The 24,951-nt window shown below is 69.2% G+C and carries 32 protein-coding genes and 1 tRNA gene; 18 read left to right on the top strand and 15 right to left on the bottom strand.

The annotated features are described in order from the left end of the window. Position 1: 1 nt before the first annotated feature. Genes JOD67_RS01025 through JOD67_RS01015 form a run of 3 tightly spaced genes read left to right on the top strand, consistent with a single transcriptional unit; the run spans position 2 to position 2,662 of the window. Positions 2-742 (top strand): ABC transporter permease, encoded by a 741-nt coding sequence (locus JOD67_RS01025; RefSeq protein ID WP_205114002.1) that lies wholly within the window; start codon positions 2-4, stop codon positions 740-742. A gap of 13 nt (positions 743-755) precedes the next feature. Beyond that, positions 756-2,027: a sensor histidine kinase gene (locus tag JOD67_RS01020; RefSeq protein WP_239553680.1), complete on the top strand. Its 1,272-nt coding sequence runs from the start codon at positions 756-758 to the stop codon at positions 2,025-2,027. Then, positions 2,024-2,662 (top strand): response regulator, encoded by a 639-nt coding sequence (locus tag JOD67_RS01015; protein WP_205113998.1) that lies wholly within the window; start codon positions 2,024-2,026, stop codon positions 2,660-2,662. The genes JOD67_RS01020 and JOD67_RS01015 overlap by 4 nt, the downstream gene beginning before the upstream one ends. On the opposite strand, the gene JOD67_RS01010 is transcribed toward JOD67_RS01015, so the two are convergent. Continuing rightward, positions 2,643-3,275, bottom strand: coding sequence for a nucleoside/nucleotide kinase family protein (locus JOD67_RS01010; protein WP_205113996.1), 633 nt, complete (start codon positions 3,273-3,275; stop codon positions 2,643-2,645). The two genes, JOD67_RS01015 and JOD67_RS01010, sit on opposite strands and share 20 nt — an antisense overlap. A 113-nt stretch (positions 3,276-3,388) precedes the next feature. On the opposite strand from JOD67_RS01010, the gene JOD67_RS01005 reads away from it, so the two are divergent. Next, on the top strand, positions 3,389-3,865 hold the full coding sequence (locus JOD67_RS01005) for a PAS domain-containing protein (protein WP_205113994.1): 477 nt from the start codon (positions 3,389-3,391) through the stop codon (positions 3,863-3,865). Between the two features lie 44 nt (positions 3,866-3,909). Further along, complete coding sequence (locus JOD67_RS01000) at positions 3,910-4,479, top strand: GNAT family N-acetyltransferase (RefSeq protein WP_205113992.1); 570 nt, start codon at positions 3,910-3,912, stop codon at positions 4,477-4,479. On the opposite strand, the gene JOD67_RS00995 is transcribed toward JOD67_RS01000, so the two are convergent. After that, entirely contained in the window at positions 4,422-5,564 is a 1,143-nt protein-coding gene (locus tag JOD67_RS00995) for an aromatic ring-hydroxylating oxygenase subunit alpha (protein ID WP_205113990.1), read from the bottom strand. The two genes, JOD67_RS01000 and JOD67_RS00995, sit on opposite strands and share 58 nt — an antisense overlap. Before the next feature lie 18 nt (positions 5,565-5,582). On the opposite strand from JOD67_RS00995, the gene JOD67_RS00990 reads away from it, so the two are divergent. Continuing rightward, on the top strand, positions 5,583-6,440 hold the full coding sequence (locus tag JOD67_RS00990; protein ID WP_205113988.1) for an SMP-30/gluconolactonase/LRE family protein: 858 nt from the start codon (positions 5,583-5,585) through the stop codon (positions 6,438-6,440). Here JOD67_RS00990 and JOD67_RS00985 read toward each other — a convergent pair. Genes JOD67_RS00985 through JOD67_RS00970 form a run of 4 tightly spaced genes read right to left on the bottom strand, consistent with a single transcriptional unit; the run spans position 6,406 to position 8,775 of the window. After that, the gene (locus tag JOD67_RS00985; RefSeq protein WP_205113986.1) at positions 6,406-6,921 is read right to left on the bottom strand and encodes a P-loop NTPase family protein; all 516 of its coding nucleotides are present in this window, start codon (positions 6,919-6,921) and stop codon (positions 6,406-6,408) included. The two genes, JOD67_RS00990 and JOD67_RS00985, sit on opposite strands and share 35 nt — an antisense overlap. Next, complete coding sequence (locus JOD67_RS00980; RefSeq protein ID WP_205113984.1) at positions 6,914-7,447, bottom strand: GrpB family protein; 534 nt, start codon at positions 7,445-7,447, stop codon at positions 6,914-6,916. The genes JOD67_RS00985 and JOD67_RS00980 overlap by 8 nt, the downstream gene beginning before the upstream one ends. Positions 7,448-7,468: 21 nt before the next feature. Next, entirely contained in the window at positions 7,469-8,131 is a 663-nt protein-coding gene (locus JOD67_RS00975; RefSeq protein WP_205113982.1) for an SDR family NAD(P)-dependent oxidoreductase, read from the bottom strand. A 2-nt stretch (positions 8,132-8,133) separates the two neighbouring features. Continuing rightward, positions 8,134-8,775 carry a TetR/AcrR family transcriptional regulator gene (locus tag JOD67_RS00970; RefSeq protein WP_205113980.1) on the bottom strand — a complete coding sequence of 214 codons (642 nt, stop codon included), beginning with the start codon at positions 8,773-8,775 and terminating at the stop codon, positions 8,134-8,136. Positions 8,776-8,908: 133 nt separating this feature from the next. Between JOD67_RS00970 and JOD67_RS00965 the strand changes: the two genes are divergently transcribed. The 3 genes from JOD67_RS00965 to JOD67_RS00955 are packed head-to-tail and all read left to right on the top strand — an operon-like array spanning position 8,909 to position 10,801. Further along, entirely contained in the window at positions 8,909-9,469 is a 561-nt protein-coding gene (locus JOD67_RS00965) for a transcriptional regulator (RefSeq protein ID WP_205113978.1), read from the top strand. Continuing rightward, positions 9,462-10,334: an SRPBCC family protein gene (locus tag JOD67_RS00960; protein ID WP_205113976.1), complete on the top strand. Its 873-nt coding sequence runs from the start codon at positions 9,462-9,464 to the stop codon at positions 10,332-10,334. Before JOD67_RS00965 ends, JOD67_RS00960 begins: the two co-directional genes overlap by 8 nt. Next, positions 10,331-10,801 carry an HIT family protein gene (locus JOD67_RS00955; protein WP_205113974.1) on the top strand — a complete coding sequence of 157 codons (471 nt, stop codon included), beginning with the start codon at positions 10,331-10,333 and terminating at the stop codon, positions 10,799-10,801. The genes JOD67_RS00960 and JOD67_RS00955 overlap by 4 nt, the downstream gene beginning before the upstream one ends. Here the strand turns inward: JOD67_RS00955 and JOD67_RS00950 are convergent. Beyond that, positions 10,798-11,358, bottom strand: coding sequence for a GNAT family N-acetyltransferase (locus tag JOD67_RS00950; RefSeq protein ID WP_205113972.1), 561 nt, complete (start codon positions 11,356-11,358; stop codon positions 10,798-10,800). The genes JOD67_RS00955 and JOD67_RS00950 overlap by 4 nt on opposite strands. 69 nt (positions 11,359-11,427) lie before the next feature. Then, the gene (locus tag JOD67_RS00945) at positions 11,428-12,336 is read right to left on the bottom strand and encodes a S41 family peptidase (protein WP_205113970.1); all 909 of its coding nucleotides are present in this window, start codon (positions 12,334-12,336) and stop codon (positions 11,428-11,430) included. Between the two features lie 59 nt (positions 12,337-12,395). On the opposite strand from JOD67_RS00945, the gene JOD67_RS00940 reads away from it, so the two are divergent. Next, positions 12,396-12,890, top strand: a complete 495-nt coding sequence (locus tag JOD67_RS00940) for an ArsR/SmtB family transcription factor (protein ID WP_205113968.1) — start codon at positions 12,396-12,398, stop codon at positions 12,888-12,890. Positions 12,891-12,907: 17 nt separating this feature from the next. Beyond that, positions 12,908-13,444, top strand: coding sequence for a chloramphenicol phosphotransferase CPT (cpt, locus tag JOD67_RS00935; RefSeq protein ID WP_205113966.1), 537 nt, complete (start codon positions 12,908-12,910; stop codon positions 13,442-13,444). Between the two features lie 49 nt (positions 13,445-13,493). On the opposite strand, the gene JOD67_RS00930 is transcribed toward cpt, so the two are convergent. After that, a tRNA-Pro gene (locus JOD67_RS00930) sits at positions 13,494-13,567 on the bottom strand. Positions 13,568-13,587: 20 nt separating this feature from the next. Beyond that, positions 13,588-14,526, bottom strand: a complete 939-nt coding sequence (locus tag JOD67_RS00925; protein ID WP_205113964.1) for a metallophosphoesterase — start codon at positions 14,524-14,526, stop codon at positions 13,588-13,590. 47 nt (positions 14,527-14,573) lie between these two features. On the opposite strand from JOD67_RS00925, the gene JOD67_RS00920 reads away from it, so the two are divergent. Continuing rightward, a complete protein-coding gene (locus tag JOD67_RS00920; protein WP_205113962.1) occupies positions 14,574-15,026 on the top strand; it encodes a GatB/YqeY domain-containing protein in 453 nt (150 codons plus the stop codon). Positions 15,027-15,051: 25 nt separating this feature from the next. Then, positions 15,052-15,177, top strand: a complete 126-nt coding sequence (locus JOD67_RS40950) for a hypothetical protein (RefSeq protein WP_275577036.1) — start codon at positions 15,052-15,054, stop codon at positions 15,175-15,177. A 126-nt stretch (positions 15,178-15,303) separates the two neighbouring features. Here the strand turns inward: JOD67_RS40950 and JOD67_RS00915 are convergent, their stop codons facing one another. Both JOD67_RS00915 and JOD67_RS00910 read right to left on the bottom strand, forming a co-directional pair. After that, positions 15,304-16,461: an acyl-CoA dehydrogenase family protein gene (locus JOD67_RS00915; RefSeq protein ID WP_205113960.1), complete on the bottom strand. Its 1,158-nt coding sequence runs from the start codon at positions 16,459-16,461 to the stop codon at positions 15,304-15,306. Between the two features lie 3 nt (positions 16,462-16,464). After that, complete coding sequence (locus JOD67_RS00910; protein ID WP_205113958.1) at positions 16,465-18,864, bottom strand: penicillin-binding protein; 2,400 nt, start codon at positions 18,862-18,864, stop codon at positions 16,465-16,467. Between the two features lie 236 nt (positions 18,865-19,100). On the opposite strand from JOD67_RS00910, the gene JOD67_RS00905 reads away from it, so the two are divergent. After that, positions 19,101-19,424 carry a WhiB family transcriptional regulator gene (locus JOD67_RS00905; RefSeq protein ID WP_205113956.1) on the top strand — a complete coding sequence of 108 codons (324 nt, stop codon included), beginning with the start codon at positions 19,101-19,103 and terminating at the stop codon, positions 19,422-19,424. 309 nt (positions 19,425-19,733) lie between these two features. On the opposite strand, the gene bagB is transcribed toward JOD67_RS00905, so the two are convergent. Together bagB and bagA are read right to left on the bottom strand one after the other, a co-directional pair. After that, positions 19,734-20,855, bottom strand: a complete 1,122-nt coding sequence (gene bagB / locus JOD67_RS00900) for an ArsA family ATPase (protein WP_205113953.1) — start codon at positions 20,853-20,855, stop codon at positions 19,734-19,736. Continuing rightward, a complete protein-coding gene (gene bagA / locus JOD67_RS00895; protein ID WP_307782228.1) occupies positions 20,852-21,856 on the bottom strand; it encodes an ATPase BagA in 1,005 nt (334 codons plus the stop codon). Before bagA ends, bagB begins: the two co-directional genes overlap by 4 nt. Before the next feature lie 55 nt (positions 21,857-21,911). On the opposite strand from bagA, the gene sp36 reads away from it, so the two are divergent. From sp36 to JOD67_RS00875, 4 genes are read left to right on the top strand one after another with little or no spacing between them, the layout of a single operon-like run. After that, positions 21,912-22,070, top strand: a complete 159-nt coding sequence (gene sp36 / locus JOD67_RS00890; RefSeq protein WP_205113950.1) for a Sp36 family protein — start codon at positions 21,912-21,914, stop codon at positions 22,068-22,070. Next, positions 22,067-22,528, top strand: coding sequence for a RidA family protein (locus JOD67_RS00885; RefSeq protein ID WP_205113948.1), 462 nt, complete (start codon positions 22,067-22,069; stop codon positions 22,526-22,528). Before sp36 ends, JOD67_RS00885 begins: the two co-directional genes overlap by 4 nt. After that, positions 22,512-23,345, top strand: a complete 834-nt coding sequence (locus JOD67_RS00880; RefSeq protein ID WP_239553678.1) for an NUDIX hydrolase — start codon at positions 22,512-22,514, stop codon at positions 23,343-23,345. Before JOD67_RS00885 ends, JOD67_RS00880 begins: the two co-directional genes overlap by 17 nt. A gap of 52 nt (positions 23,346-23,397) precedes the next feature. Beyond that, a complete protein-coding gene (locus JOD67_RS00875; protein WP_205113946.1) occupies positions 23,398-24,099 on the top strand; it encodes an MBL fold metallo-hydrolase in 702 nt (233 codons plus the stop codon). Here JOD67_RS00875 and JOD67_RS00870 read toward each other — a convergent pair. After that, entirely contained in the window at positions 24,084-24,761 is a 678-nt protein-coding gene (locus tag JOD67_RS00870; RefSeq protein WP_443735048.1) for a Crp/Fnr family transcriptional regulator, read from the bottom strand. The two genes, JOD67_RS00875 and JOD67_RS00870, sit on opposite strands and share 16 nt — an antisense overlap. Positions 24,762-24,951: the final 190 nt, after the last annotated feature.

The raw sequence follows: 24,951 nt of genomic DNA, 5'->3' as shown, positions 1-24,951 counted from the left end.
CATGAAAGAGTTCGCCAGCCTCCTTCGCGTCGAGGCGAAGCTGTTCCTCCGCGAGCCGGCCACCCTCGCGTTCACGCTGATCCTGCCGCTCGGTTTGATGCTGATCTTCGGCCTCGGTTTCCAGGACTCCCCGGCACCGGCCAACCCGGGACAGCACGACCAACCGACGTTCCTTCCCGCGCTGTCGTTGATGATCGCGGTCGGCATGCTCGGCTTCTTCGGACTTCCGAGCGTCCTCGGCACGTACCGGGAGAAGGGCATCCTGCGAAGGCTGTCGACGACTCCCGTGCACCCGGGCCGGTTGCTCGCCGCGCAGCTCGTCGTCCAGCTCGCGGCAGCGGTGGTCGCCGTCCTCGTGATCACGCTGGTCGCCCACTTCGTCATCGGCATGCCGTTGCCCCAGAACGTGCTCGGCTTCGTCGCGGCCGTCGTGCTCGGGCTGGCCTCGCTGTTCGCGATCGGCATGGTGGTCGCCGCGCTGTCGCCGACCGGGCGGATCGCCGGCTCGATCGGGCCGGTGCTGTTCTTCCCGATGCTGTTCCTCGCCGGAGCCTGGCTGCCGCGTACGAACATGCCGGACTGGCTGGCCACGATCGGCGCGTACTCACCGCTCGGCGCCCTGACGGACACCGTCGGCGCTGCCTGGGCCGGAGCCTCGCCGCACTTGGGCCAGCTCGGAATGATGGCAGCACTTACAGTGGCCCTGGGCGTCATCGCGGCGCGGATCTTCCGGTGGGAATGAGTAGGGTCGGATGATGGCCGAGAGCGAGCTCGACAGTTGGGACCGGCGGCTGGAACGTCTCTCAGCCGTCATTCCCTACGTCATGCTCGGCATTTCGCTGGGCATCGCCTGGATCACAGCCTCCGAGACACCGGTCCGAGGATCCCTGGTCTGGACGTCGGTGATCGCGGCCGCGGCCGGGGTCTGGATGTTCGCGTGGGTCGGGTTCGATCCCACCCGGATCAAGCCGGAGTTCGGGGGGCTGTTCTTCTTCGGCCTGGTGGTGTTCTACGCGGTCCTGCAGTACCGGGCCTCGGTCTTCGGCTTCTTCGCGTTCGCCGGCTACATCTACGCGCTGCAGGTCCTGAAGGGGAAATGGGGGTTCGTCGGCGTCGCGGTGACCGGTCTCATCTCCGGCAATGCGATCTACGGCGGCGCACCGCCGAGCACCTGGCAAGAGGCGCCGATGTATCTCGTCGTTCTCGCCGTGACGACCATGCTGGCTTGCACGTTCTCCTTCATCGGCCACATCAGCGTGCGACAGAGCCAGCAGCGCAAGGAGATGGTCGTCGAGCTGGAGGCGTTGAACGCCAAGCTCAAGGAGACCATGGAGGAGAACGCCGGACTGCACGCGCAGCTGCTCACGCAGGCGCGCGAGGCGGGCATCCTCGACGAGCGGCAACGGATGGCGCGCGAGATCCACGACACGTTGGCGCAGAGCCTGACCGGCATCATCACGCAGGTGCAGGCCGCGGAGGGCACGCAGCGTCCGGCCGAGGGGCAACGTCACCTTGACAACGCTGTCCGGCTGGCCCGGGACGCCTTGGCCGAGGCGCAGGCGCGGCGTACGGTGCATGCCGTTCGCCCGGAGGCGTTGGAGACCGCCCGTCTGCCGGAGGCCCTGTCGGAGGTCGTCGAACGGTGGTCGGCGCTGAACGGCGTCCCGGCCGAGGTCGTGACGACGGGGACGCCGCGGCCGCTGCACCCGGAGGTCGAGGTCACGCTGCTGCGCGTTGGTCAAGAGGCGTTGGCGAATGTCGCGAAGCACGCCGGTGCCTCGCGCGCGGGTTTGACGTTGTCGTACATGGAAGACGTGGTGACGTTGGATGTTCGGGACAACGGCTCGGGCTTCGACCTCGCCGGGGTCGAGGGGCGCGACCCCTCGGCGACGGGCGGCTTCGGCCTGCACTCGATGCGCCAGCGGGTGCAGCGGTTGACCGGGTCCCTGGCAGTGGAGTCGGCGCCGGGCGAGGGCACGGCGATCTCCGCCAGCGTGCCGGCGATCCTGCCTGGAGGTGAGTCTTGAGCCCGATCACGTTGCTGATCGTCGACGACCATCCGGTCGTGCGCGACGGGTTGCGCGGCATGTTCGCCGGCGACGAGTCGTTCGACGTCGTGGGGGAGGCGGGCGACGGTGCGGAGGCGCTCGTGCTGGCCGAACGACTGACGCCCGACGTCGTGCTGATGGACCTGCGGATGCCCACGATGGACGGCGTGAGCGCTATCGGGCTGCTGTCCGCGCGGGGGATTTCCTCACGGGTGTTGGTGTTGACGACGTACGACACCGACAGCGACGTGCTGCCGGCGATCGAGGCGGGGGCGACCGGCTATCTGCTGAAGGACGCGCCGCGGGAGGAGCTGTTCCGGGCCGTGCGAGCGGCCGCCCGGGGCGAGGCCGTGCTGTCGCCCTCGGTGGCGACGCGGCTGATGGGGCAGGTACGTTCGCCCGCTCGAGAGCCGTTGTCGCAACGGGAGCTCGAGGTGTTGACATTGATCTCGCGCGGCTCGACGAACCGGGACGCGGCGAGCAAGCTGTTCATCTCCGAGGCGACTGTCAAGACGCACTTGCTGCACATCTACGCGAAGCTCGGGGTGAACGACCGTGCCGCCGCCGTCGCCGCGGCCTTCGAGCAGGGCTTGCTCACTCCGGGCGGTCGATGATCGCCGGCCGCTCCGGGTTGTCCCAGCGAACGACGACGTCAGCGGTGGCTTCCGGGTCGACCTCGTCGGCGTAGCGCTCGTACGCGGGCAGCGTCCACGCTTGGTCTTCGGGCGTCCTTCTCTGGAGCGGGACCTTCGACAGCGTGAGGTGGACGGTGAGCTCGAACGGGAGCCAGCGGCCGAGCAGGAGCGTGCCGTCGAGGATCACGACGCCTCCCTTCTTGAGCGTCATGTAGTCGGCGCGGGTGGCGCGGTCGGTCTCGGCGTCCCAGAGGCTCGGCAGGACGCGTCCGGTGCCGCCCGGATCGAGCGGGTCGAGCACCTCGCGAGCCAGGGCGTTCGAGTCCAGCCAGTCGTCGTAGAAGGCCTCCGCGTCCTGCTTGCCGTGTTCGAACCGCAGCGACGCCGGTCGCAGGAAGTCCTTGCTGGACAGGCGAAGGACGTCCCTGCCCTGGGAGCGCAGCGGATCGACGAGCTCGTCGGCGAGGCGTTCCGGCCCGGTGGCCGCCGCGCCGTCGATCGCGACGCGTACCCACTGATCGCGCGCGTGGGCGTCGATCCGTTCGACGAGCTCGTCGACCAACGCGGCCGTGGTGACCGCCCGTACCCGCATCGGTCCAGCGTACGGGCGGTCGCTCTTGCGCCACCGCGGAGGCGAGGGGTGAACCGGTCGCCGGCGGAGCACGTGGTCAGTACGTACTGTCCGTTCTCTCAAAGGGGAGTCGTATGGACACCAGCACGATGATCGAAGCCGGAACGCTCGACAGCTTGGAGTTCCGGGGCCGGTTGGACGACGAGCACCTCGTTCCCGGTGGACTGCTCGCCGACCAGGACGCGATGGACGCGATCGGCGTCGGTATCTATGTCATGGAGAAGGACGGCACGCTGATCGCCTGCAACCGCGCGGCGATCTCCGCATGGGGCCGGACGCCGGAGCTGGGGTCGAGCGAGAAGTACTGCGGTGCGTTCCGGCTGCGGTATCCGTCCGGCGACGTGATGCCGCACGAGTCGGCGCCGCCGTCGGTCGTGATCAACAACGGTGGGACGGTCCGGAACGCGGACGTGATCTGCGAACAGCCTGACGGCAAGCGGTTGCTCGCTCTCGTCAACGTGTTCCCGATCCGCGACGAGGCCGACGAGGTCATCGGTGCTGTGAACATCTTCCGTCACAACACGGACAAAATGGTTCCCGGCATCCTCTAGGGACCTCGTTGGCCAGGGCAGCCTTGGCCTGCGACGATGCCCGGATGGAGCTTTCCATCCGGGCCGCGACGGTGTCTGACGCCGAGGCGATGGGACGGGTGTTCGTCGACTCGTTCTATGCCGGGCATCGCGGGCAGCTTCCGGACTGGTTGCTGGACACGCGTACGTACGAGGTGTCTCGCAACGGCTGGGCGCGGACGTTGGCATCGCCCTCTCCGGGCGAGTACGTGTACGTCGCGGTGCTCGACGGCGCGATCGCCGGCGTGGGGATGGTAGGCCCGGCGGTGCCCTGGCCGCCGGACGACGTCGCGCGGTCCGCGTCGTTGACGGGGGAGTGCTACGCGCTCTACGTCGCGCCTTCCCTGCAGGGCAAGGGTGTGGGTGGTGCGTTGCTGCGCGGGCTCGCTGCACGGCTGGCCGCGGACGGGGTGGCGCGACTGGTGCTCGGGGTGCTGTCCGTGAACGCGCCGGCGCGTGGGTTCTACGCCGCCATGGGCGGTCGGCTGCTCGGCGAGCGGGACACGTTCGACGAGGGCGTTCGGCTGGACGAGTCCGTCTACGCCTGGGACGACATCCGCACGCTGTTGTCCAGCGCGGCGGACGGGTCGAGGTAGGAGCTCGCGAGCAGCGCGACCCACTGGTAGACCGCGTCCTCGTTCGGCGCGAGCGGGCCGGGTCGGAAATGCGGTGATTCCAAGCCCCGCTGCACCGACTCGCACGCCGCCCAGTCCTCGCGGTTGGTCACGTCCCAGAACTCCACCGCGTACGTCGGATCGTCAACGTCTGCTGGCATGTACCACGAGCACTCGACGTACGTCTGGTTCGTCGTCTTCGGGACGAGGCGGTGCGTCATCACATAGTCGGGGTGGGCCGACACGAGCAGGTTGGGGAACAGGCTGACGTAGCGGATCGACCTTCTGTCCACGCCTTCGAGGAACGTGCCGTTCGACCTGCCGTCGAGCGACATCGTCTCGGCCTGGTCGCGGAGGTCCATCGAGCCGCCGACAAAGGCGCCGGGGAGGTCCCAGTTGTCGCCGCTCGTTGGCGGGGAGACCCTGCACAGCTCAGGATGGATCAGCGGGCAGTGGTAGCACTCGTGGTAGTTCTCGACGATCACCTTCCAGTTGGCCTGGATGTCGTACTCGTGGCGCGCCTTGAGCTTCAGCTCGCCGGGCTGGTACGGGTCGATCAGCTGCGCCATGCCGCCGAGGTAGTGCTCGAACGCCGGTGGAGTGCCGTACGCGTTGACGAAAACCCAGCCGTTCCACTCGCGCGCGCCGAGCTCGACGAGGCCGTGGTCCTTCGGGAGCTCGGTCATGCCGGGAGCCGTGCGCAGCGAGCCGTCGAGTTGGTAGGCCCACCCGTGGTACGGGCAGACGACCGCTCGCCGGTTGCCGACGCCCTCTTGCGGAAGCAGCTCGTGGCCGCGGTGGCGGCAGACGTTCGCGAAGGCGCGGACCGTGCCGTTCTCGAACGTCAGCAGCACGGCGACGTCGCCGATCGTGACGGCCTTGTGGGTGCCTTCGGTGAGCTCTTCCTTGCGGCCGAGGCAGGTCCACGCGCCGGCGAACAGGTGCCGTCGCTCCCAGGCGAGGACCTCGTCGCTGGTGTACGCGGCCGCGGGGAGCATGACGGACTCGCCGTGCGGCCTCAGCGCGGCGCGGACGGCGGCTTCGTCGAGCGGGGCGGAGATCGGCATGGATCTAGTATGAAGCGCATGAGTGACGTGGTTGTCGAGCAGCTCGACGTTCCCACTGCTGGGGTGGGGGAGTCGCCGCGGTGGGACGCCGCGGCCGAGGTCTTCTACTGGGTGGACCTGCTGCCGGGTGAGGTGCGGCGGTACTCGCCCGCGTCGGGTGCGTACGACGTGATGAACGTGGGGGAGCCGGTCGGCGCCGTGGTCCTGCGTGCCTCGGGTGGGCTGGCGTTCGCCGTGCAGTCGGGCTTCGCGGTCGCGTCGTCGTTCGGCTCCGCGGTGTCGCCGCTGGTCGCGGTGGAGGCGGACCTGCCGGGGAACCGGATGAACGACGGCGCGTGCGACTCGTCGGGGCGGTTCTACGCAGGCACGATGGCGCTGTCGGAGGAGACGGGAGCGGGGTCCTTGTACCGGCTCGACCCGGATCTGTCGGTTTCGCTCTTGGTCGAGGGGGTGTCGATCTCGAACGGGATCGGCTGGAGCCCCGACGAGACGCTGATGTACTACGTGGACTCACCGACGAACCGGATCGACGTCTTCAGCTACTCGGCCGCCTCGGGGAAGATCGCGATGCGCCGGCTGTTCGTCACGATCCCGTCGTCGGCGGGGATGCCGGACGGGTTGACCGTCGACGCCTCGGGCGCCGTCTGGGTAGCTCTGTGGGGTGGCAGCGCGGTGCACCGCTACCTGCCGGACGGCACGTTGGACCGGGTGGTGCCGCTGCCCGTGCAGAACGTGACAGCGTGCACGTTCGGCGGCCCCGACCTGACCGACCTCTACATCACCACCGCCCGTACCGGCGAAGCCCCCGAAGAGGGCGGCCTCTACCTCCACCGCCCGGGCGTCACCGGTCTGCTGTCGCACCCGTTCGGCGGCTGAACCGTCGCACCTCCCGCGGCGTGGCGAGGTGGATCACCTTGTCCCGGTACGGCTCGAGTGCCAGCACCGTCGCCGCCCGAGACAGCGCGCCCCAGTCGGTCGCGCTCTCGGGCAGCCGTGCTGGCCGCGTGTAGTACTCGCGCTGGTCGGCGACGAAGTGGGCGAGTTTGCCCAAGCCGGGATGGGGGTTCTTGCGGAGCAAGCTCAGCTTGACGTGCCTGGCCACGATCCTCCGCGCGGCGAGCCCTGGTGGGAGGTCGAGCCAAACGATGCTGGTGGCGCGTTCGAACGCCACGTCGACGTGGTAGAGGAAGATGCCCTCCATCACCCACCGCGCGTGGCCCGCGACCTCCTCCATCGGTCCCTGCCGATCCAGCTCCCACAACGGAAGCCCCCGCGTCGTGGCGAGGTGCCGGGCGAGCGTCGTCTTCCCTGACCCGCCACCACCGATGACATGGATGCGGTCACCGAGCTCAACCACCGGCGAGGACCCTGGCCACGAAGGCGTCCTTGCCGGCGATGTAGGACGCGCGGTCGGCGGGGAAGCGCTCGGCCAGGTCCTGCTTCAAGACCGCGTAGGCATCGCGGGCTTCGGGATCGGCGCGGAGAGCGTCGCGGAACGCCACGTACTCGCGCCAGGTGCGGCCTTCGTGCTCGACGACATGGAGATTCACCACGCGGACTCGTGGCTCGGACTCCCAACCGTAGGTCGTCCGTGACTCGTCCGAGCCTCGATACACGAACCCGAGCGCGACGAGCGGCTCGTCGACCTCGGCGGGATCGCACCCAGGCGGCAGGCCGACGGCGACGTCGAGGATCGGCTTGGCAGGTAGGCCGGGGATCGCGGTCGAGCCGATGTGCTCGATCGCGACCGCGATCCCGGCCAATGCTCCACGCAGCAAGGGAAGTGCGCGCTCGTAGGCCTCAGCCCAGGTCGGATCGGCGGGCATCAGCTCGACCGCGCCACGGCGTACTCCCAGCGTCGTCGCGTCGAAGGCCGTTCTCACGATCCCGCACGCTACAACGTTTCAGGCCGCGTAGTAGAGGCGCTCGGCCTGGTCGCGGCCGACGTACGCGTCCCAGTACTGCTGGGCCACGGTGTCGGGCTCGGTGCCGGGGCCGGTGTTCAACTGGACGCCCACGGAGATGTGGGCGGCGTGAATGCCCTTGTCCGCAAGGGAGGTGTTCAGCGTCGCCACGTAGTAGCGCAGGGCCGCGCCGCCGATGCCGAAGTTGGTGAACTGGTCGGTCGGGTGCACGGCGGTGATCGCGCTGCTGAAGAGCAACGTTCCCTCACCGCGGGTCAGCATCGAGGGGAGCACCTGGCGTGCCGACGTCACCGCCCCGTAGAGCTGCACGTCGATCTGCTCGCGCAGGTTGTCGGCCGACACGTCGAGCGCTGCCACCACGCGTTCCGTCACGGTCTTGCTCACCGCGTTGAACACCAGCACGTCGACCTCGCCGAAGCGCGCACGGATCTCCGCGAACGCGGCCGCCAGCGACTCCGGCGTCGTCGCGTCCCCGGCGAAGCCCGCCGCCTCCACACCGAGGGACGACAGCTCCGCCACTCTGGCGTTCAGGTTCTCCCGCGTACGGGATACCAAGGCGACCTGGAATCCCTTCGCTCCAAAGAGTTTCGCCACTGACAGCCCCAGCAACGGGCCGGCTCCGACTATCGCGATCGTGGGCATCTTCATCCTTCGTTCGTAGGGAGGTGCACCTCGAGATCGGCCATCCGCCGCGGTGCACCAGGCAGCGGTGGGGCGTTTCGAACGTGCAGGCCGTCGAGCAGCAGCTCGAGCATCCGCGAACGAACCTCGTCCTGCACCGGACCGGGCAGGTCGTGCTGCTCGACGAGCGCGTTCGCGAACAGGGCGAGGTCGCCGCCGCCGACGTCCGAACGCAGCTCGCCGTCCGCTTTGGCGCGGTCCGCCAGCTCGTCGACCAGCCCGAAGAACTCCGCCCGGGCCTCGCGCAGCGAAGCGTTCGCCTCGAGCAGCGCGGGCAGCTCCTCGCAGATACCGGTGTGCACCAGGCCGAGGCGAACGGCGATCCAGTCGCGCAGGAACCTGCTGACCGCCGCCCACGAGTCCGGCTCCTCGGCCACCGCGTCGCGAGCCAGTGCCCGCAGCTGGCGGTAGACGTCGAACGCCACCGCCTCGATCAGCTGCTCCCGCTGCGGGAAGCGCCGGTACAGCGTCGCCTTCCCGACCCCCGCGGCCCGCGCGACCTCTTCCATCGGCACATGCACGCCGTGCGTCGCGAACAGGGCGCGCGCCGCCACCATGATCTGGTCGCGGTTGTGGCGGGCGTCGGCTCGCAGCTGCTCGGTCATCGGTGCTCCTCACGGCGTAACTGGACGCTTTACGTCCGTATATAACGCGAGCCTAGCAGGATACGGACGTAGAGCGTCCACTTAGCATTCGCGATTGACAAACAAGTGCTTTACGTCAAGCATGTGGCGCATCATGAAAGAAGTCTTGTACGTCGATCGCTTCGAGCAAGCCGACGCCCTGTTCAAGCCGCAGCGGGTGGACGTCCTCCGCCGGCTCGCGGAGCCCAGGTCGTGCACCGAGGTGGGAGCCGAGCTCCAGCAGTCGCCGCAGCGCGTCTACTACCACGTGAAGAAGCTGGTCGACGCCGGTCTGGTCGAGCAGGTGTCCGAGCGCCGGGTGCGCGGCATCGTCGAGGGCATCTACCAGGCGAGCGCCCAGTCGTACTGGCTCTCGCCCAAGCTGGTCGGCACGATCGGCCAACGCCGCATCCGCGACGAGCTGAGCGTCGGCTTCCTGCTCAACCTCGTCGAAGAGGTCCAGAACGACCTCGCCGACCTGCGCCTCGGTACGCGAGAGCTCGCGACGCTGGGCGTCTCCGGTGAGCTTCGCGTGCCTCCGGGCGGTCGTCAAGCCTTCCTTGACGACCTGCGCTCGACGTTGCAGGACCTGTTCGCCCGCCACGGCGGGAGCGAGGGCGAGGCGATCAAGCTGGCCGTCGCCTGCTACCCGAAGGAGGAGAGTACGAATGAGTGACGTGTTGACCATTCAGGCCCGGCTGGCCGCGCCGCCGGAGGCTGTCTATCGCGCGTTGACAGACGCCGCGGCGATGCGCGAGTGGCTCGCGGAGTTCGCCGAGGTGGACCTGGCCGAGCAGCGCTACGCGTTCTGGGGACGGCACACGCCGCAGGGCGAACGCGAGAACCAGCGGCTGCTCGAGGTCGAGCAGGATCGCGCGGTCGCGTTCGAGTGGACTTTGGATGACACGTCAACCAAAGTGGAGTTGCGGCTCGTACCCGACGGCGCTGGCCGGACGGCGCTGATGTTCAAGCAGGACGGGCATCCCACGATGGCCGAGCTGATGGCGCCGCCTGGACGGCGCGACGGGGTGCACTCGATGCACACGTTCTGGCCGCTCGCGATCGCGAACCTCGCCGAGTACGTCGAGGGCCGCCCACTCACGCCGAAGGCGGACTTCTCGCCGAAGCGGTCGAACGAGGTGCGGGTGTCGTTCGACGTGGATGCCCCACCGGACAAGGTGTTCCAGTCGCTGATCGACCCGGAGGCGATCGAGCGCTGGTTCGGCTGGAAGGCCGAGGTCGAGCCTCGCATCGGCGGCACGATGGCGGTGGGAGTCGACGGCAAGATCTTCGAGTTCGAGCCGAACCGCAAGCTCTCGTACCGAGACGACGAGGGTGCGGTGGTGCGCTGGGAGCTCGAGGGCTCCGGTGGCAAGACGCACTTGACGTTCGTCCAGAGCGGGTACACGGCCGACGAGTGGGACGACGCGGCGCAGCACGAGGCCGGATGGCTGGCCAGCTTCGCCCAGCTCAAGCGCCTGCACGAGCTCGGCGCCGACTGGACGCCGCTCACCACCGAGTTCCCCGAGGACGGCGAGTGACCCGTTCGCACGAGCCGGACGGCTACCAGTGCCCGTTCTGTACGTTGCTGCGCGGCGAATCCACGCCGATCAGCACGCCGGAGAACATCGTCTATCGCGACGAGCAGACGGCGGTCGTCGTCTCGCCGCACTGGTGGGAGACCAACCCGGTCAACCTGCTGGTCGTGCCAGTCGAGCATGTCGAGAACCTGTACGTGCTGCCGCCGGCACTCGGCACCCCGCTGCTCGCCACCGCGAGAAGGGCCGCGCTCGCGCTGATCGAGACCTACGGGTGTGAGGGAACGTCGCTGCGGCAGCACAACGAGCCGGCCGGCAACCAGGACGTGTGGCACCTGCATTTCCACGTGGTGCCGCGTTGGCACGACGACGCGTTCCAACGCGGCGAGCACGTGATGCGTGCGGTCCCGCTCGCCGAGCAGCATGAGCACTCGGCTCGGCTCCGTGGGGCGAGTAGCTGGCGGTCCTAGAGGTCGAGGACGTACCGCCGGCAAGCGTGGATGCGGCTGAAGCGTTCGCGGAGCTGGGCTTCCTGGTCGAGCTCCGCGTGCATGAACGCCATGATGATTTTCTTAACCCCCGTTGGCGTTTCGAAGCCCTCGTCGCCATCGTCGTACTTCTTGTAGACGTGGAGGTAGCGGTAACGTTCGACGAAGCCGGCGCTCTGGTACCAGGCGTTGGCGGCCTCGTCGCCGCGTGTCCAGGCGTCGAGGGTGCGGATGCCGCGGTCACGCAACCGAGCGAGCCCGTTCTCCAACAGGGCTTGGGCAATGCCGCGGCGCTGGTGGCGTGGATGGACGGCGAGGACGTCGATCGTCGCCTTGCCGTCGGCCTCGAAGAGCTCGAGGTCCATCAGGCCGACGACGGTGTCGTTCTCCACCGCGACCAGGTAGTCGGCGGGATCGAAGCGCGGCCGTTCGGTGACGACGTCGTCGTAGTACTCGGTGTGGAAGAAGCTCAGCAGCCGGCATTCCAACCAGCTGGCGGAGTCGGTGTCGCGATAGTCGCGGAGATCGAAGGTGGGCACGAAGCTGCTCCTCGTAGGAAGGCATGACTCGGTAGGGACGCTGGCCAAGTCACTTCGTGCGCATAGGGATCAGCTTACCTGGAGGAGCTGGCTCCGCGCGTGGCTCAGGGCGGCGTCGAGGGCATCGTCGGCGGCGGTCTCGAGGTCCGGGGCCACGCCGACGCCCTCCCAGTTCGTGCCCGACACCGGGTTGACCGTACGCGCGACCGGTACCGCGGCCATCAGGTGCGGGTGGACGCGGAACCCTCGCCGGGGATGGGCTCCGCCTCCTGTCCTTTCGCCGACGACGATCGCGCGGCCGAGCTGTTGGAGGGAGTACGCCAGGTCCTCGCCGCCGGAGAACGTGCCCTTACCCACCAGCACGTACAGCGGCTTGGTGCCGCCGAACCGTGGGCCTGGCACGTACGGAAGCGTCCACGACTGCAGGAGGTTGTCGCCGGCGCGCTCGTAGAGGTCGTTCAGCCTCAGCCGGTCCTCGCCGAGCAGGTAGGTCGCGGCGAGCGCCACCATGTTCGGGTCGCCGCCGGGGCACCTTCGTACGTCGACGATCAATGCGTCGACCGTGGCGAGCAGGTTCATCGCGGCGGCCATCGCGGCACCGGCGACCGAGGGCGGGAACAGCTGCGGGCGGATCTCGAGCACCCCGATGTTGCCGTCGAGGCGCTCGACGCGCGCGATGCCTCCGCCGGTCCGCTCGCTCTCGGCGACGATCTTGGCGTAGTCGGCGCCCGCGTCGCCGTCCTCGACGGGGAGTTCGGTCTCGTGGTGGACGAGCCGGAGGTGCTTGTCTCCATTGACCGACTGCAGGTCGGTGGAGACGTTGTCCGCCAGCGCCTTCGGGTCGGCGTGGTTTGCGTACGTGTCGGTGTTGGCCGTGAGCAGGCCGGCGACCTGGGCGCCGACGTCGGCGAAGACGTAGTGCTCCTCGACGAGTTGGGCGGTTCTCGCGACGATCTCTCGGATCTCGGTGGGTTCCATGGTGAGGGAGTACAGCACCTCGGTTGACAAAGCGTCAAGAGTTCTTGATGCTTTGACATGTGAACGATGAGGACGACGTCGTCGAGGTCTCGGGCCCGGAGCAGCACAAGGCGCTCGGGCACCCGATGCGGCACCGGCTGCTGTACGCGCTGGGCGAGGAGACAGCGACGATCAGCGGTTTGGCGGCGCGGTTCGACACGCGGAAGGGCAACATCGCGCACCACCTGAAGGTGCTGCGCGAGGCGGGGCTGGTGGAGATCGCCGAGACGCGGACGGTGCGGGGCGGGACCGAGCAGTACTACCGGCGCGTCGGTCGGAAGCTTCGCTACCGCGGCCATACCGCGGTGGCGATGCAGGCGATGGCGGCGGAGATCGAGTCCGATCCGGACGATCCGCTCGTGCTGCTGCGCCACGTGCGCCTGACGTCTGAGCAGGCCGCTGCTTTGGCTGAGGCGTTGACGACGTTGGTCGACTCGGCGGAGGACGCGGGGCCGGGCGCCGATCGGTTCGGCGTGTTGGTCGGCGTGTACCGGCCGCGCCTTGCTGACGACTGAGCCCGTACGGTGTGCCGGTGACGACTCAGGTGATCGTGTTGAACGGCGGTTCGAGCTCGGGCAAGACGTCGCTCTCGCGGCGGTTGCAGGAGGTGCTGCCGACGCCGTGGCTCGCGCTCGGCGTGGACGATCTGATCGACGCGATGCCGTTGTCGATGCAGTCGTCGGACGGCGACGGGATCGAGTTCGGCTCGGACGGCTCGGTGAACGTGGGGCCGGCGTTCCGTACCCTCGAGGCCGCCTGGATGGCCGGCGTCGCTACGATGGCGCGGGCGGGGGCTCCGGTGATCATCGACGAGGTCTTCCTGGGCGGTGTGGCTGGTCGGGACCGGTGGGCTGCCGCGCTCTCCGGCCTGTCGATCCTGTGGGTCGGCGTGCGCTGCGACCCTGAGGTCGCTGCCGCCCGCGAGGCGTTGCGGGGCGACCGCGTGACCGGCATGGCGGCATATCAGGCGGAGATCGTGCACGAGGGGATGACGTACGACGTCGAGGTGGACACCTCCTCGACCGACGCCCTGACCTGCGCCCGTACGATCGCGGCTTCGGTTCGCTAGAACGACAGAGGCTCTTTCCGCATGTCACGGAAAGAGCCTCTGCGATGTGTCGGGGTGGCGGGATTTGAACCCACGACCTCCTCGTCCCGAACGAGGCACGCTACCAAGCTGCGCCACACCCCGGTGGTGAACCGACGGCGAGTCTACCTGGCTGTCCGCGCCGACCGCACATGGGTATCCGCTGGTGCCGGGCGGAGGGTCAGCAGGCTGGCTTCGGGGTAGCAGGCGAAGCGGAAGCGGGAGTACGGCGAGGTGCCGAGGCCGGCCGACACGTGCAGCCAGGACTCGCGCCAGCGGGACACGCCCTTGGCCTGGCGGGTAGGGAGATCGCAGTTGCTGACCAGCGCGCCGTACCCGGGGAGGCAGACCTGGCCGCCGTGGGTGTGGCCGGCGAGCAGGAGCTGGTAGCCGTCGTTCGCCATGGGGTCGAGGACGCGCTGGTACGGGGCGTGCAGCACGCCGACGGTGAGGTCCGCGGTCGGGTCTGCGGGGCCGGCGACGAGGTCGTACCGGTCCCAGCGGATGTGCGGGTCGTCGACGCCGGCGAACGCGATGGCTTGGCCGCCGATGGTGAGGGAGCCGAGCGCGTTCGACAGGTCGAGCCAGCCCGCGCCGGCGAACTGCTTGCGCAGGTCCTCGGTGGGCAGTCGCGGGGCGGTCAGGTGCTTGGGGCCGCCGCGGCTCCAGAAGTAGCGGAGCGGGTTGCGCCGCGTGGGAGCGAAGTAGTCGTTCGACCCGAAGACGAAGACGCCGGGACGTTCCAGCAGCGGCTCGAGGGCCTCGACGACGGTCTCCACAGCGTCGGGATGGGAGAGGTTGTCGCCGGTGTTGACGACGAGGTCGGGCTCGAGCGCGGCGAGTCCGCGTACCCAGTCGACCTCGGCTCGCAGGTCGGGCGTGAGGTGCAGGTCGGACAGATGCAGGACGCGGATCGGGCGCGAGCCGGGCTTGAGGACCGGGAGGTCGAAGCGGCGCAGCCTGTACGCGCGGGCCTCGTACGCCGCCGCGTACGCGAAACAGGCGGCGCCGAGCGCGGCCGTCCCGAGGGCGGCCTTGAGCGCGACGTTCAGGGTCCGGTGCACAGCAGCCAAGGCTGCCACACGGTTCGGGATAAGGGAGAATTGAGGGCATGGCAGAGCTGAAGGAGCGTCTCCGGGCCGACATGACCGCGGCGATGAAGGCGCGCGACGAGCTGGTGAAGTCCGTCCTGCGGATGACGCTGACCGCGGTGAACGTGGCCGAGGTCGCGGGGGAGGCGGCGCGCGAGCTCAGCGACGCCGAGGTCTTGGACATCCTGACGAAGGAAGCGAAGAAGCGCCGCGAGTCAGCCGAGGCGTTCAAGGGCGCGGGCCGTACGGAGCTGGCTGCCAAGGAGCTGGCCGAGGCTGAGGTTCTCGCTCGTTACCTGCCGTCGCAGCTGTCGGACGAGGAGATCGCCGCGATCGTGAAGGCCGCGGTGGCAGAGACGGGCGCGGAGTCGCAACGGGACATGGGCAAGGTCATGAAGCTCGTCCAACCCCAGGTGAAGGGCCGCGCCGACGGCGGCCGCGTCGCCGCTTTGGTACGGGCCGAGCTGAGCTAGCTCGTTCTCACTTCGGGGGGGCGTGGTGCCGCCGCTCCGCCGCTACCCGGTCGCCCTCGGCCTCCTCGCCGCCCTCATCGTGCTGATCCCGGCGGGCCTGTGGGCCTTCGACGCGCTGACGCCACCGACGTGGGTGGACAACCGGGGCTAGAGGTCCACCTCGACGTCGCCTCGGGGAGAGACATTCGCCGGGCAGGGGATCTGCTCGACCTTGGCAGGTGTGCGCGGCCCGAGACAAGCACGAGACCGGCGCACAGGGCTGCGAGCGGTCGAAGGGTCACCGGTAGGCGGGGAGGCCGGTGAGCTTTTCGCCGAGGACGAGGGTGTGGATCTCGCTCGTTCCCTCGTACGTCAGCACGGACTCGAGGTTGTTGGCGTGCCGAAGCACGGGGTACTCCAGGGTCACGCCGTTGGCGCCGAGGATCGTTCGGGCTTCGCGGGCGATGGCCAGGGCGACGCGGACGTTGTCGAGTTTGCCGAAGCTCACCTGCTCCGGCTGGAGCTTGCCGGCGTCCTTCAGCCGGCCGAGGTGGACGGCGAGCAGCAGGCCCTTGTTGTACGCCACGGCCATGTCGACCAGCTTCTGCTGCGTCAGCTGGAAGCCCGCGATCGGCTTGCCGAACTGTTCCCGGGTCTTCGCGTACTCCAAAGCCGTCTCGAGACACGTGCGAGCCGCACCCAACGCACCGAAGATGATGCCGAAGCGCGCTTCCGACAGGCACGACAGGGGCGCGCGGAGGCCTGACGCGGACGGCAGCTGGGCGGACAGCGGGAGTTCGCAGTCCTCGAAGACCAGCTCCGACGTCACCGAGGCCCGCAGCGAGAGCTTGCCGTGGATGTCGCGGGTCGAGAAGCCGGGCGTCTCGCGCGGTACGACGAAGCCGCGCACGCCGTCCTCGGTCCGGGCCCAGACGATCGCGACGGACGCGAGGCCGCCGTTCGTGATCCACATCTTCGAGCCCGACAGCACCCAGCCGGACGACGTACGCCGTGCCACGGTGCGCATCCCGGACGGGTCCGACCCGTGGTCCGGCTCGGTCAGCCCGAAGCAGCCGACCGCCTCGCCCGCGGCCATCAGCGGCAGCCAGCGGGACTTCTGCTCCTCCGACCCGTACCGCCACAACGCGAACATCGCCAGCGATCCCTGCACCGACACGAACGAGCGCAGCCCGCTGTCGACCGCCTCGAGCTCCAAGCAGGCAAGGCCATAGCTCGTCGCGTTCGTGCCAGCGCACCCGTACCCGGTCAGGTGCATCCCGAGCAGTCCGAGCTTGCCCAGCTCCGGCACCAGCTCGGTCGGGAACGTGCCGGCCTCGTACCACCCAGGTACGTGCGGCGCCACCCGATCGGCGAGGAACGAGCGCACCGTCCGCTGGATGTCGCGTTCCTCGTCGGTGAGGAGCGACGCGACATCCAGCAGGTCAACCGAGACCATCGATCACCGGCGCGGTCCGCCGGGGCCTGGCGGGAACGGCGGCTTCGGCGGGAACGGATCGCCCGGCCCCGGGCCTGGCGGAAGCGGCGGCGGCGCCGGGCTCGGACCCTTGGACAGGTGGAGCGTGACCGTGCTGCCGCGCCCGAACCGGCTGCCGCCCTCGGGCGTCTGCGCGCCGACCGTGCCGACCTCGCGGTTGGAGAACACGTCGTCGCCCATGATCACGGCGAACCCGGCCTTCTCGAGCATCCGCTTGGCCTTGCTCGGGCCATAGCCGAGGACCGTCGGCACGCGGATCTTGATGCCCTCGAGCGTCTTCTTGTTCGGGTCGACGAACGGAGCGGCCTTCTTGCCCTGCAGCGCACCCTTCATCGCCCCGAGCCAGATCGGACCCGCGAGCGCGCCACCCCAGACCTCGTCGCCGGTGCGCGTGTCGCCGCCGATGCGCTGGCCCATCAAGGTCCTGATCCGAGGGTGCGCGTCCTGCACGACCGCGTACGCCGCCATGTTCGTGGTGTAGCCGGCGAACGACACCGCGGTCCTGTCGTCGTTCGTACCGGTCTTGCCGGCGACCTGGATGCCGTCCTTGGCCATGCTCATCTTCTTGCCGGACCGGCTCGGGTTGTCGCCGTCGACGACTCCGCGCAAGGCGTAGTTGACGCCGTCGGCGACGTTCTGCGGCATGACCTGCTTGCAGTTCGCGCCCGGGATCTCGACCCGGTTGCCCTTGCGGTCGAGCACCTTGGTGACCGCGATCGCGTCGCAGTGCTTCCCCCGCGCGGCAAGGGTCGCGTACGCCTCGGCCATCGACAGCGGGGTGACCTCGTTGACACCGAGGGTGAACGCGCCGACCTCATGCAGCTTCTTGCCGTCGCCGCGCTCGATGCCCATGTTCCTGGCAAGCGTCGCGGGCTCGCAGAGGCCAGTGCGGCGCTCGAGGTTGACGAAGAACGTGTTGATGGACTGGGCGGCGGCGGTCATCATGTCCGCCTGCTGGAGCTTCCCGCCGCTTGAGTTGCTCGGGTTCCAGTCGTCGGTCGACCAGGGCTTGGTGCAGGTCGGGATCTTGTCCTTCCGGCCGAAGTGCATCGACGAAGGTGTAGGCAGCGACACGCTCAGCGGGATCCCCTGCTTGATCGCGGCCGCCATGACGAACGTCTTGAACGTTGAACCCGGCTGCACGCCGATGCCGCCGTTGTACTTCTGCGGGACGTTGTAGTTGACGTAGGTCTTGCCCTTGCCCTCGCCGTACGGGCGAGACTGGGCGATGCCCTTGATGTGCCCGGTGCCGGGCTGCACGAGCGCGACCGCGGAGTAGACCGAGTCGGTGGGGTTGACGTCCTTGCGGATCGAGGCCTCCGCCGCGCGTTGCGTCTCCCGGTTGATCGTGGTGAAGATCTGGATGCCGCCCTCGTAGATGAACCGCTCGCGCTCGGCGCGGGTCCGACCCAGCGCCGGCTCGTTCAGCAGCACCTCGAGCGCGTAGTCACAGAAGAACGGGTAGTTCGAGTTGAAGCAGCCGCGCTTGGTCTCGGACTTCTTCAGCCCCGAGCCGGCCTTGGAGTACTTGGTGTAGGTCGAGGCGTCGATCATGCCCAGATCGTGCATCCGGGACATCACCAGGTTGCGGCGCGACTTCACCGGCTCGAAGTCCTTGAACGGCTCTAGTCCGTTCGGGTCACGCACGAGGGCCGCGAGCATGGCCGCCTGGGTCAGCGTGAGGTTGGCCGCCTTGGTGCTGAAGAAGTGCTTCGCCGCCGCTTCGACTCCGTAGACGTTGTCGCCGAAGTACACGATGTTGAGGTACTTCTCCAGGATCTGGTCCTTGCTGTACTTCTCCTCCAGGCCGACAGCGAACCTGAGCTCCTGCAGCTTGCGCTCGTACGTGTCGTCGATCGCCGCCGCGCGCTTCTCCTTGGTGTCCGCCGCCTCGAACAGCACCAGCTTCACGTACTGCTGGGTGATCGACGAACCACCCTGCTGGATCGAGCCGCCCGCCTGCTGGTTGCGGACGAGCGCGCGCATCGTGCCGCGGAGGTCGAGCGGCCCGTGCTCGTAGAACCGGGCGTCCTCGATCGCGACGATCGCCTTCCGCATGTTCTTGGAGATCTGCGAGAGGGGGACGTTCCTGCGGTTCTCGTCGTAGAAGGTCGCCATCCTCCGGCCGCTGCCGTCGTACATCGTGCTCGACTCCGGCAATGGCGGCTCGGGCAGGACGCTCGGCAGGCTCTCGAAGCTGTCGATGGTCATCCGCGTGGTCACGCCGACGGCGCCCGCGAGCGGGATCACCAGACCGGCGACGAGGACGCCCGCGAGCGTGCTCACCACGAGGAACATGAACAGCTGGGTGACGAAGCCACCCTCGCGACGCGCGCGAGGTCGACTGGAGGCAGACAGACCCATGGAAGGTAAGAGTAACTGGTATCGGACGGTCACCGCTTCGCACCGTGTTCGGGTCCGGACCGAGTCTGGACCAGGTGAAGTCACGATTAGTAGTCCGTCCGGGTCATCTCGATACTGGCCAGATTGGGGGTGTTGCACGGGCGCGGTGACCTCTAGCGTGCTCCTTGACGGTTGGGGGATCGTCTTGTGCGGGAGGTTACTTACTGTGACCTCAGTCAGGGGAGGGACTACAGAGAATGACATGGAACGCCGAGTGGGTGCGTCAGGCCGCGTGCACCGCGGGTGAACCCGACCGGTTGTTCGTCCAAGGGGCGGCGCAGCACGACGCCAAGACCGTATGCATGGGGTGCCCGGTGCGGACCGAGTGCCTTGCGGAGGCTTTGGACAACCGGATGGAGTGGGGCGTCTGGGGTGGGATGACCGAACGGGAACGGCGCGCGATCCTGCGTCGCCGACCGACGGTCACTTCCTGGCGGGAGCTCTTGGAGACCGCCCGGAACGAGTACGAAGAGCAGGACCCCGCAGTCGTGGTACGGCTGCGAGTAGCGGACGCCGGGTAGTTCCAGGACCCGGAGCACAGACGGATCAGGGGTGATTCGTGGGGGACGGCTTCGGCCGTCCCCTTCGACTGTCCGGGTTCGGGTGGGTGGTTGTCCGGCGTGAGCGCCTGGACGGCGGTCCGGTTTTGGCGGCGACCGGAGGGGAGTCGCTCAGGAACGGGACCGCGGTCCAGGCGCTTATTGCTGTCCGGGCTTGTGCGATGCCGCTTTACCTGGCGAGTGGGTGCGTTACGCGGCGTGTACCCCACGTAGAGCGGCAAATGATCATGTAAACATGATCATTTGCCGTCGCGCGGGTCGCCGGCACGGTCAGCTGGCGAGGCGGTCGCCGATGTCGCGCAGGCCGGCCAGGTCGTGCACGTCCGACGGCAGCGCCGGCACTCGGGCCACGGGGACGCCGGGGTGGGCGGAGGCGAAGCGGTCGGCCAGGCGGTGCTCCCGCGCGGCCAGGCGCATCCGTTCGCCGTGCAGCCGCAGCACTGCCGCGGCCTCCGGGTGCTGGCCCGACTCCTCCAGAGACTCCGCCGCCGACAACGACCGCTCGGCTGAGAGCGCCGGGGCCAACGGCAGTGCGACCCGGTTCAGCACCAGCCCGGCCAGCGGCATCGCGTCGCGCCGCAGCCGGTCGACGAAGAACGACGCCTCGCGCAGCGCGTCCGGCTCCGGCGCCGCCACGACCAGGAACGCCGTGCGCGACTCCTGCAGCAGCCGATACGTCCGCTCAGCCCGTTCCCGGAACCCACCGAACGTCGTGTCCAGCGCCGACATGAACGTCTGCACATCCGTCAGCACCTGCGCGCCCAGCACCTTGGTCAGCGCCGAGGTCACGAACCCCATCCCCGACGACAGCAGCTTCAACGGCCCCCGCGCCGGCGCCGCCAGGAAGCGGATCAGCCGCCCGTCCAGGAACGAGGACAGCCGCTTCGGCGCGTCCAAGAAGTCCAGAGCAGATCGCGAAGGCGGCGTATCGACCACGATCAGGTCGTACGAACCCGTCTTCTCCGCCTCGGCGTGCAGCTGCCCCAGCTTCTCCATCGCCATGTACTCCTGCGTCCCCGCGAACGACGACGACAGCGCGGCGTAGAACGGGTTCTCCAGGATCTGCTTCGCCTTGTCCGGCGACGCCGCCGCGATCACGACGTCGTCGAACGTGCGCTTCATGTCCAGCATCATCGCGTCCAGCGACCCGCCGTCAGCGCCCACGTCGGCCACCCGCCGCGGCACGTTGTCGAGCTCCGGCAGCCCCATCGCCTGGGCCAGCCGCCGCGCCGGGTCGATGGTCAGCACGACCACCCGCCGCCCCTGCGCGGCCGCCCGGACGCCCAGCGCCGCGGCGGTCGTCGTCTTGCCGACGCCGCCGGAGCCGCAGCAGACGATGATCCGAACGTCGGGATTCCCCAGCAGTACGTCCACAGCCAGCGCGTCCGTCATGCCATCCCCTGCTCGCGCAGCTCCGCCGCCAGCTCGTACAGCCCGCCGAGGTCCACGCCGTCGGTGAGCCGGCTGAGCTCGTACGTCGGCCGTCCCAGCTCCGCGACCCGCTTGCGCTGGGTGTCCTCCAACGCGACCCGCACCGCGTGCTCCGCGGCCTCGGCCAGCAACCCGTCGACGGTCGCGGCGTCGCAGGCCAGCCCAGACGAGGTCAGCGCCGCCACCAGCTGAGCCCGCGACAGCTTCCCCGAGGCGGCCTTGCGCAGGCCCGCTGGGTCGAGCGGCGAACGGCGGGCCAGGTTGACCACGATCGAGCCGATCGGAATCCGCGCCTCGCGCAGCTCCGCGATCCCGTCCGACGTCTCCTGGACGGGCATCTCCTCGAGCAGCGTGACCAGGTGCACAGCAGTCTGCGGCGACCGCATCAGCGCCATGATCGAGTCGGCCTGGTGCCGGATCGGACCGACGCGGGCGATGTCGGCGACGCCGGCGTTCACGTTCAGGAACCGCGCGATCCGCCCCGTCGGCGGCGCGTCCAGAACCACCACGTCGTAGACGATCCGGTCCCGCGCCCGCGGCTTGCCCTGCCGGCCGACGGCCTCGTACACCTTGCCGGTCAGCAGCACGTCCCGTACGCCCGGCGCGATCGTCGTCGCGAAGTCGATCGCACCGACCTTCTCCAGCGCCCGCCCCGCGCGGCCGAGCCGGTAGTACAGCTCGAGGTACTCCAGCAGCGCGGCCTCGGCGTCGATCGCCAGCCCGTACACCTCGCCGCCGTCGGGTACGGTCGCGAGCCGACTCTCCTGGTACGGCAGCTGCGGCACGTCGAACAGCCGGGCCAGTCCCTGCCGCCCCTCGACCTCGCAGAGCAGCACCTTGTGCCCGTCGGCGGCCAGCGCCAGCGCGAGCGACGCCGCGACCGTGGTCTTACCCGTCCCGCCCTTGCCGGAGACGATGTGCAGGCGTACGCCCTCCCAGTCGCTCTCCCGCCCTGTGCTCACCCTTGCGAGCGTATCCGCTGCGGGTGAAAGTCCATGGATGGCTAGGCTCGCCGCCATGACCAAGTGGGAGTACGCCACCGTGCCGCTGCTCGTGCACGCGACCAAGCAGATCCTGGACAACTGGGGCGAGGACGGCTGGGAGCTCGTCCAGGTCGTCCCCGGCCCGAACCCCGAGAACGTCGTCGCCTACCTGAAGCGGGAGAAGCAGGCGTGAGCATCCCCGAGGCCAAGCTGGCTGAGCTCGGCATCACCCTTCCCGAGCCGGTGAAGCCGCAGGGCTCGTACATCCCGGCCGTACGCACCGGCAACTACGTCTACTGCAGCGGCCAGGTGCCGCTCAAGGACGGCGAGGTGCTCGCGACCGGCATCGTCGGCGCCGACGTCGACATCGACCTCGCGATCGAGTGCGCGCGCCAGTGCGCTATCAACCTGATCGCGGCCCTCAAGAACGAGCTCGGCGACCTGTCGAGCGTGGTCCGGATCGTCAAGCTGACCGTGTTCGTCGCGAGCACGCCGGACTTCGGCAAGCAGCCGATCGTCGGCAACGGCGCCTCGGACCTGATGGCCGCCGTGTTCGGCGACGCCGGCATCCACGCCCGGGCCGCGATCGGCGTGGCCTCGTTGCCGCTGAACGTGCCCGTCGAGGTCGAACTGATTGCCGAAGTCAGTTAGTTCGTTGGACGGCTCGCGCTTCCCCGTTCCGCCGGCGGTGGCGGAACGGGCGCGCGCACTCGCCGCGGGCACCGCGACGCCGGCCGCGGTACGGCGCGCTTCGACCGTTCTGCTGTTGCGGGACGGACCCGACGGGCTCGAGGTGTACGTGATCCGCCGCCACACCACGATGGCGTTCGCGGCGGGCATGTACGCGTTCCCCGGCGGCTCACTGGACAAGCGTGACGAGGCCGCCGGGGTGTCGCCCTGGGAGTCCGCGGCGGCGCGGGAGCTCTTCGAAGAGACGGGCGTGCTGCTCGCCGGCGCGTCGCCGGCCGAGGTCGTCGCGGACACGACGGGCGAGGACTTCGAGGCCGACCGGATGGCGCTGGTGGGCCGGGCGATGTCGTTCGCGGAGTTCCTCGCCAAGCGTTCGCTCGTCCTGCGCTCGGACCTGCTCGCGCACGCCGGACACTGGGTGACGCCGGACGCCGAGGAACGGCGCTTCGACACCTACTTCTACTTCGCCGCCCTGCCGACCGGGCAGCTCACCCGGGACGTCTCGACCGAGGCGGACCGGGTGGCGTGGATCCGGCCGGTCGACGTCGAGGCGTCGGTCGAGCGCGGCGAGATGCGGATGATGCCGCCGACCGCGGTGATGCTGGAGACGTTGGCCGAGCTGCCGACCGTCGCCGCCGCGATGGAGTTCGCCCGGGCGCACGAGGTGGTACGCGTGGCGCCGACCGTGCTGCTCGACGAGTCCGGGGAGGCGCGATGGTCGATGGGAGTCGAGTCCGACTCGTCGAAGAAGCTCCCTGGACATCGGTCATGCCGCTGACAGAGGGGTGGTTCGCAATGCACCGCGAAACTGAGCGAGTCGGACTCGACCAATGAAGCTCTGCCTCGCGCCCAATCCCGGCTTGATGACGCTCGAGGGCACCAACACCTGGATCCTCCCGGGCGGCGTCGTGATCGATCCCGGGCCGCTCGACGACGGACATCTCGCGCGCGTCCGGGAGGCGGCCGGCGAGGTCACGCTGGTGCTGCTCACGCACGGGCACCAGGACCACTCCGAGGCGGCCACCGCGTTCGACTGCCCCGTGCGCGCCTGGGACGACGGCTTCTGCGCCGCCGGCGGCGCCCCGCTGGTCGACGGGGAGTCGGTCGCGGGGCTGCGGGTCCTGCACGTTCCCGGGCACACCTCGGACTCGGTCGCGTTCTGGTACGCCGCGTCCTCGTCGCTGTTCACCGGCGACACCGTGCTCGGCCGCGGGACGTCGGTGGTGGCGCATCCAGACGGCGCGCTGGCGCCGTACCTCACCTCGCTCCAGCGGCTGCGGACTCTCGTGGAGAACGAGGGCGTCCAGGAGCTGCTGCCCGGCCACGGCCCGACCGTGACGAAGCCCGCCGAGGTCCTCGACTTCTACCTGACGCACCGCGAGGAGCGGCTGGCCCAGGTGCGCGCGGCCGTCGCCGCCGGCGCGACGACGGCGCAGGACGTCGTCGAACGGGTGTACGCCGACGTGGACCGCGCGCTGTGGCCCGCCGCCGAACGGTCGGTGCGGGCCCAGCTGGACTACTTGGCCCGGTGACGGAGCCGTTCGACGTCGAGGATCACGACCGCGCGCTGCTCCACCCGGATCCAGCCCCGGCTGACGAAGTCCGCGAGCGCCTTGTTGACGGTCTCCCGGGAGGCGCCGACGAGCTGGGCGAGCTCCTCCTGGGTGAGGTCGTGGTGCACGTGGATGCCGTCGTCCGCTGACTTGCCAAAGCGCCGCGCGAGGTCCAACAAAGCCTTCGAGACGCGGCCGGGCACGTCGGAGAAGACCAGGTCGGCGACGGCCTCGTTCAGGTGCCGTAGGCGCGAGGCGAGCTGCAGCAGCAGGGACCGGGCCACCTCGGGCCGGCCGCGCAGCCAGTCCATCAGCTGCTCCTGCCCGAGCGCGAGCAGCGTCGCGTCGGTGACGGCGCTCACGGTCGAGGACCGCGGGCCTGGGTCGAAGAGGGAGAGCTCGCCGAACATCTGGCCCGGGCCGAGCACGGAGAGCAGGTTCTCCCGGCCGTCGGACGAGGTGCGGCCCATCTTGAGCTTGCCGTCGACGACCACGTACAGCCGGTCGCCGGCATCACCCTCATGGAACAGCGCCTCGCCGCGGCGCAGGCGCACCTCCTGCATCGCGTCGCGGAGCGCCGAGGCGGCTTCGTCGTCGAGTGCGCTGAACATCGGCGCCTGGCGCAGTACGTCGTCAACCACGCGGTTCACGCGGATCCTCCAGTCAGGGCGGCCATGCTCAGTGTGACGGGTCACATTCTGCCTCGTCATCTGCCGAATGGCTGATTCGGCCGGTCCAAGTCTTCAGACACTGAATTCGGCACGCTCGGGCACGGCCCGCCACGACGAGTGTCGGCGGGGCGGCTTAGGCTGGCTCGGTGACTCCTCCCGC

It is taken from the genome of Tenggerimyces flavus (assembly GCF_016907715.1).
GTDB lineage: Bacteria > Actinomycetota > Actinomycetes > Propionibacteriales > Actinopolymorphaceae > Tenggerimyces > Tenggerimyces flavus.
This window is presented reverse-complemented; position numbering and strand designations above follow the sequence as displayed.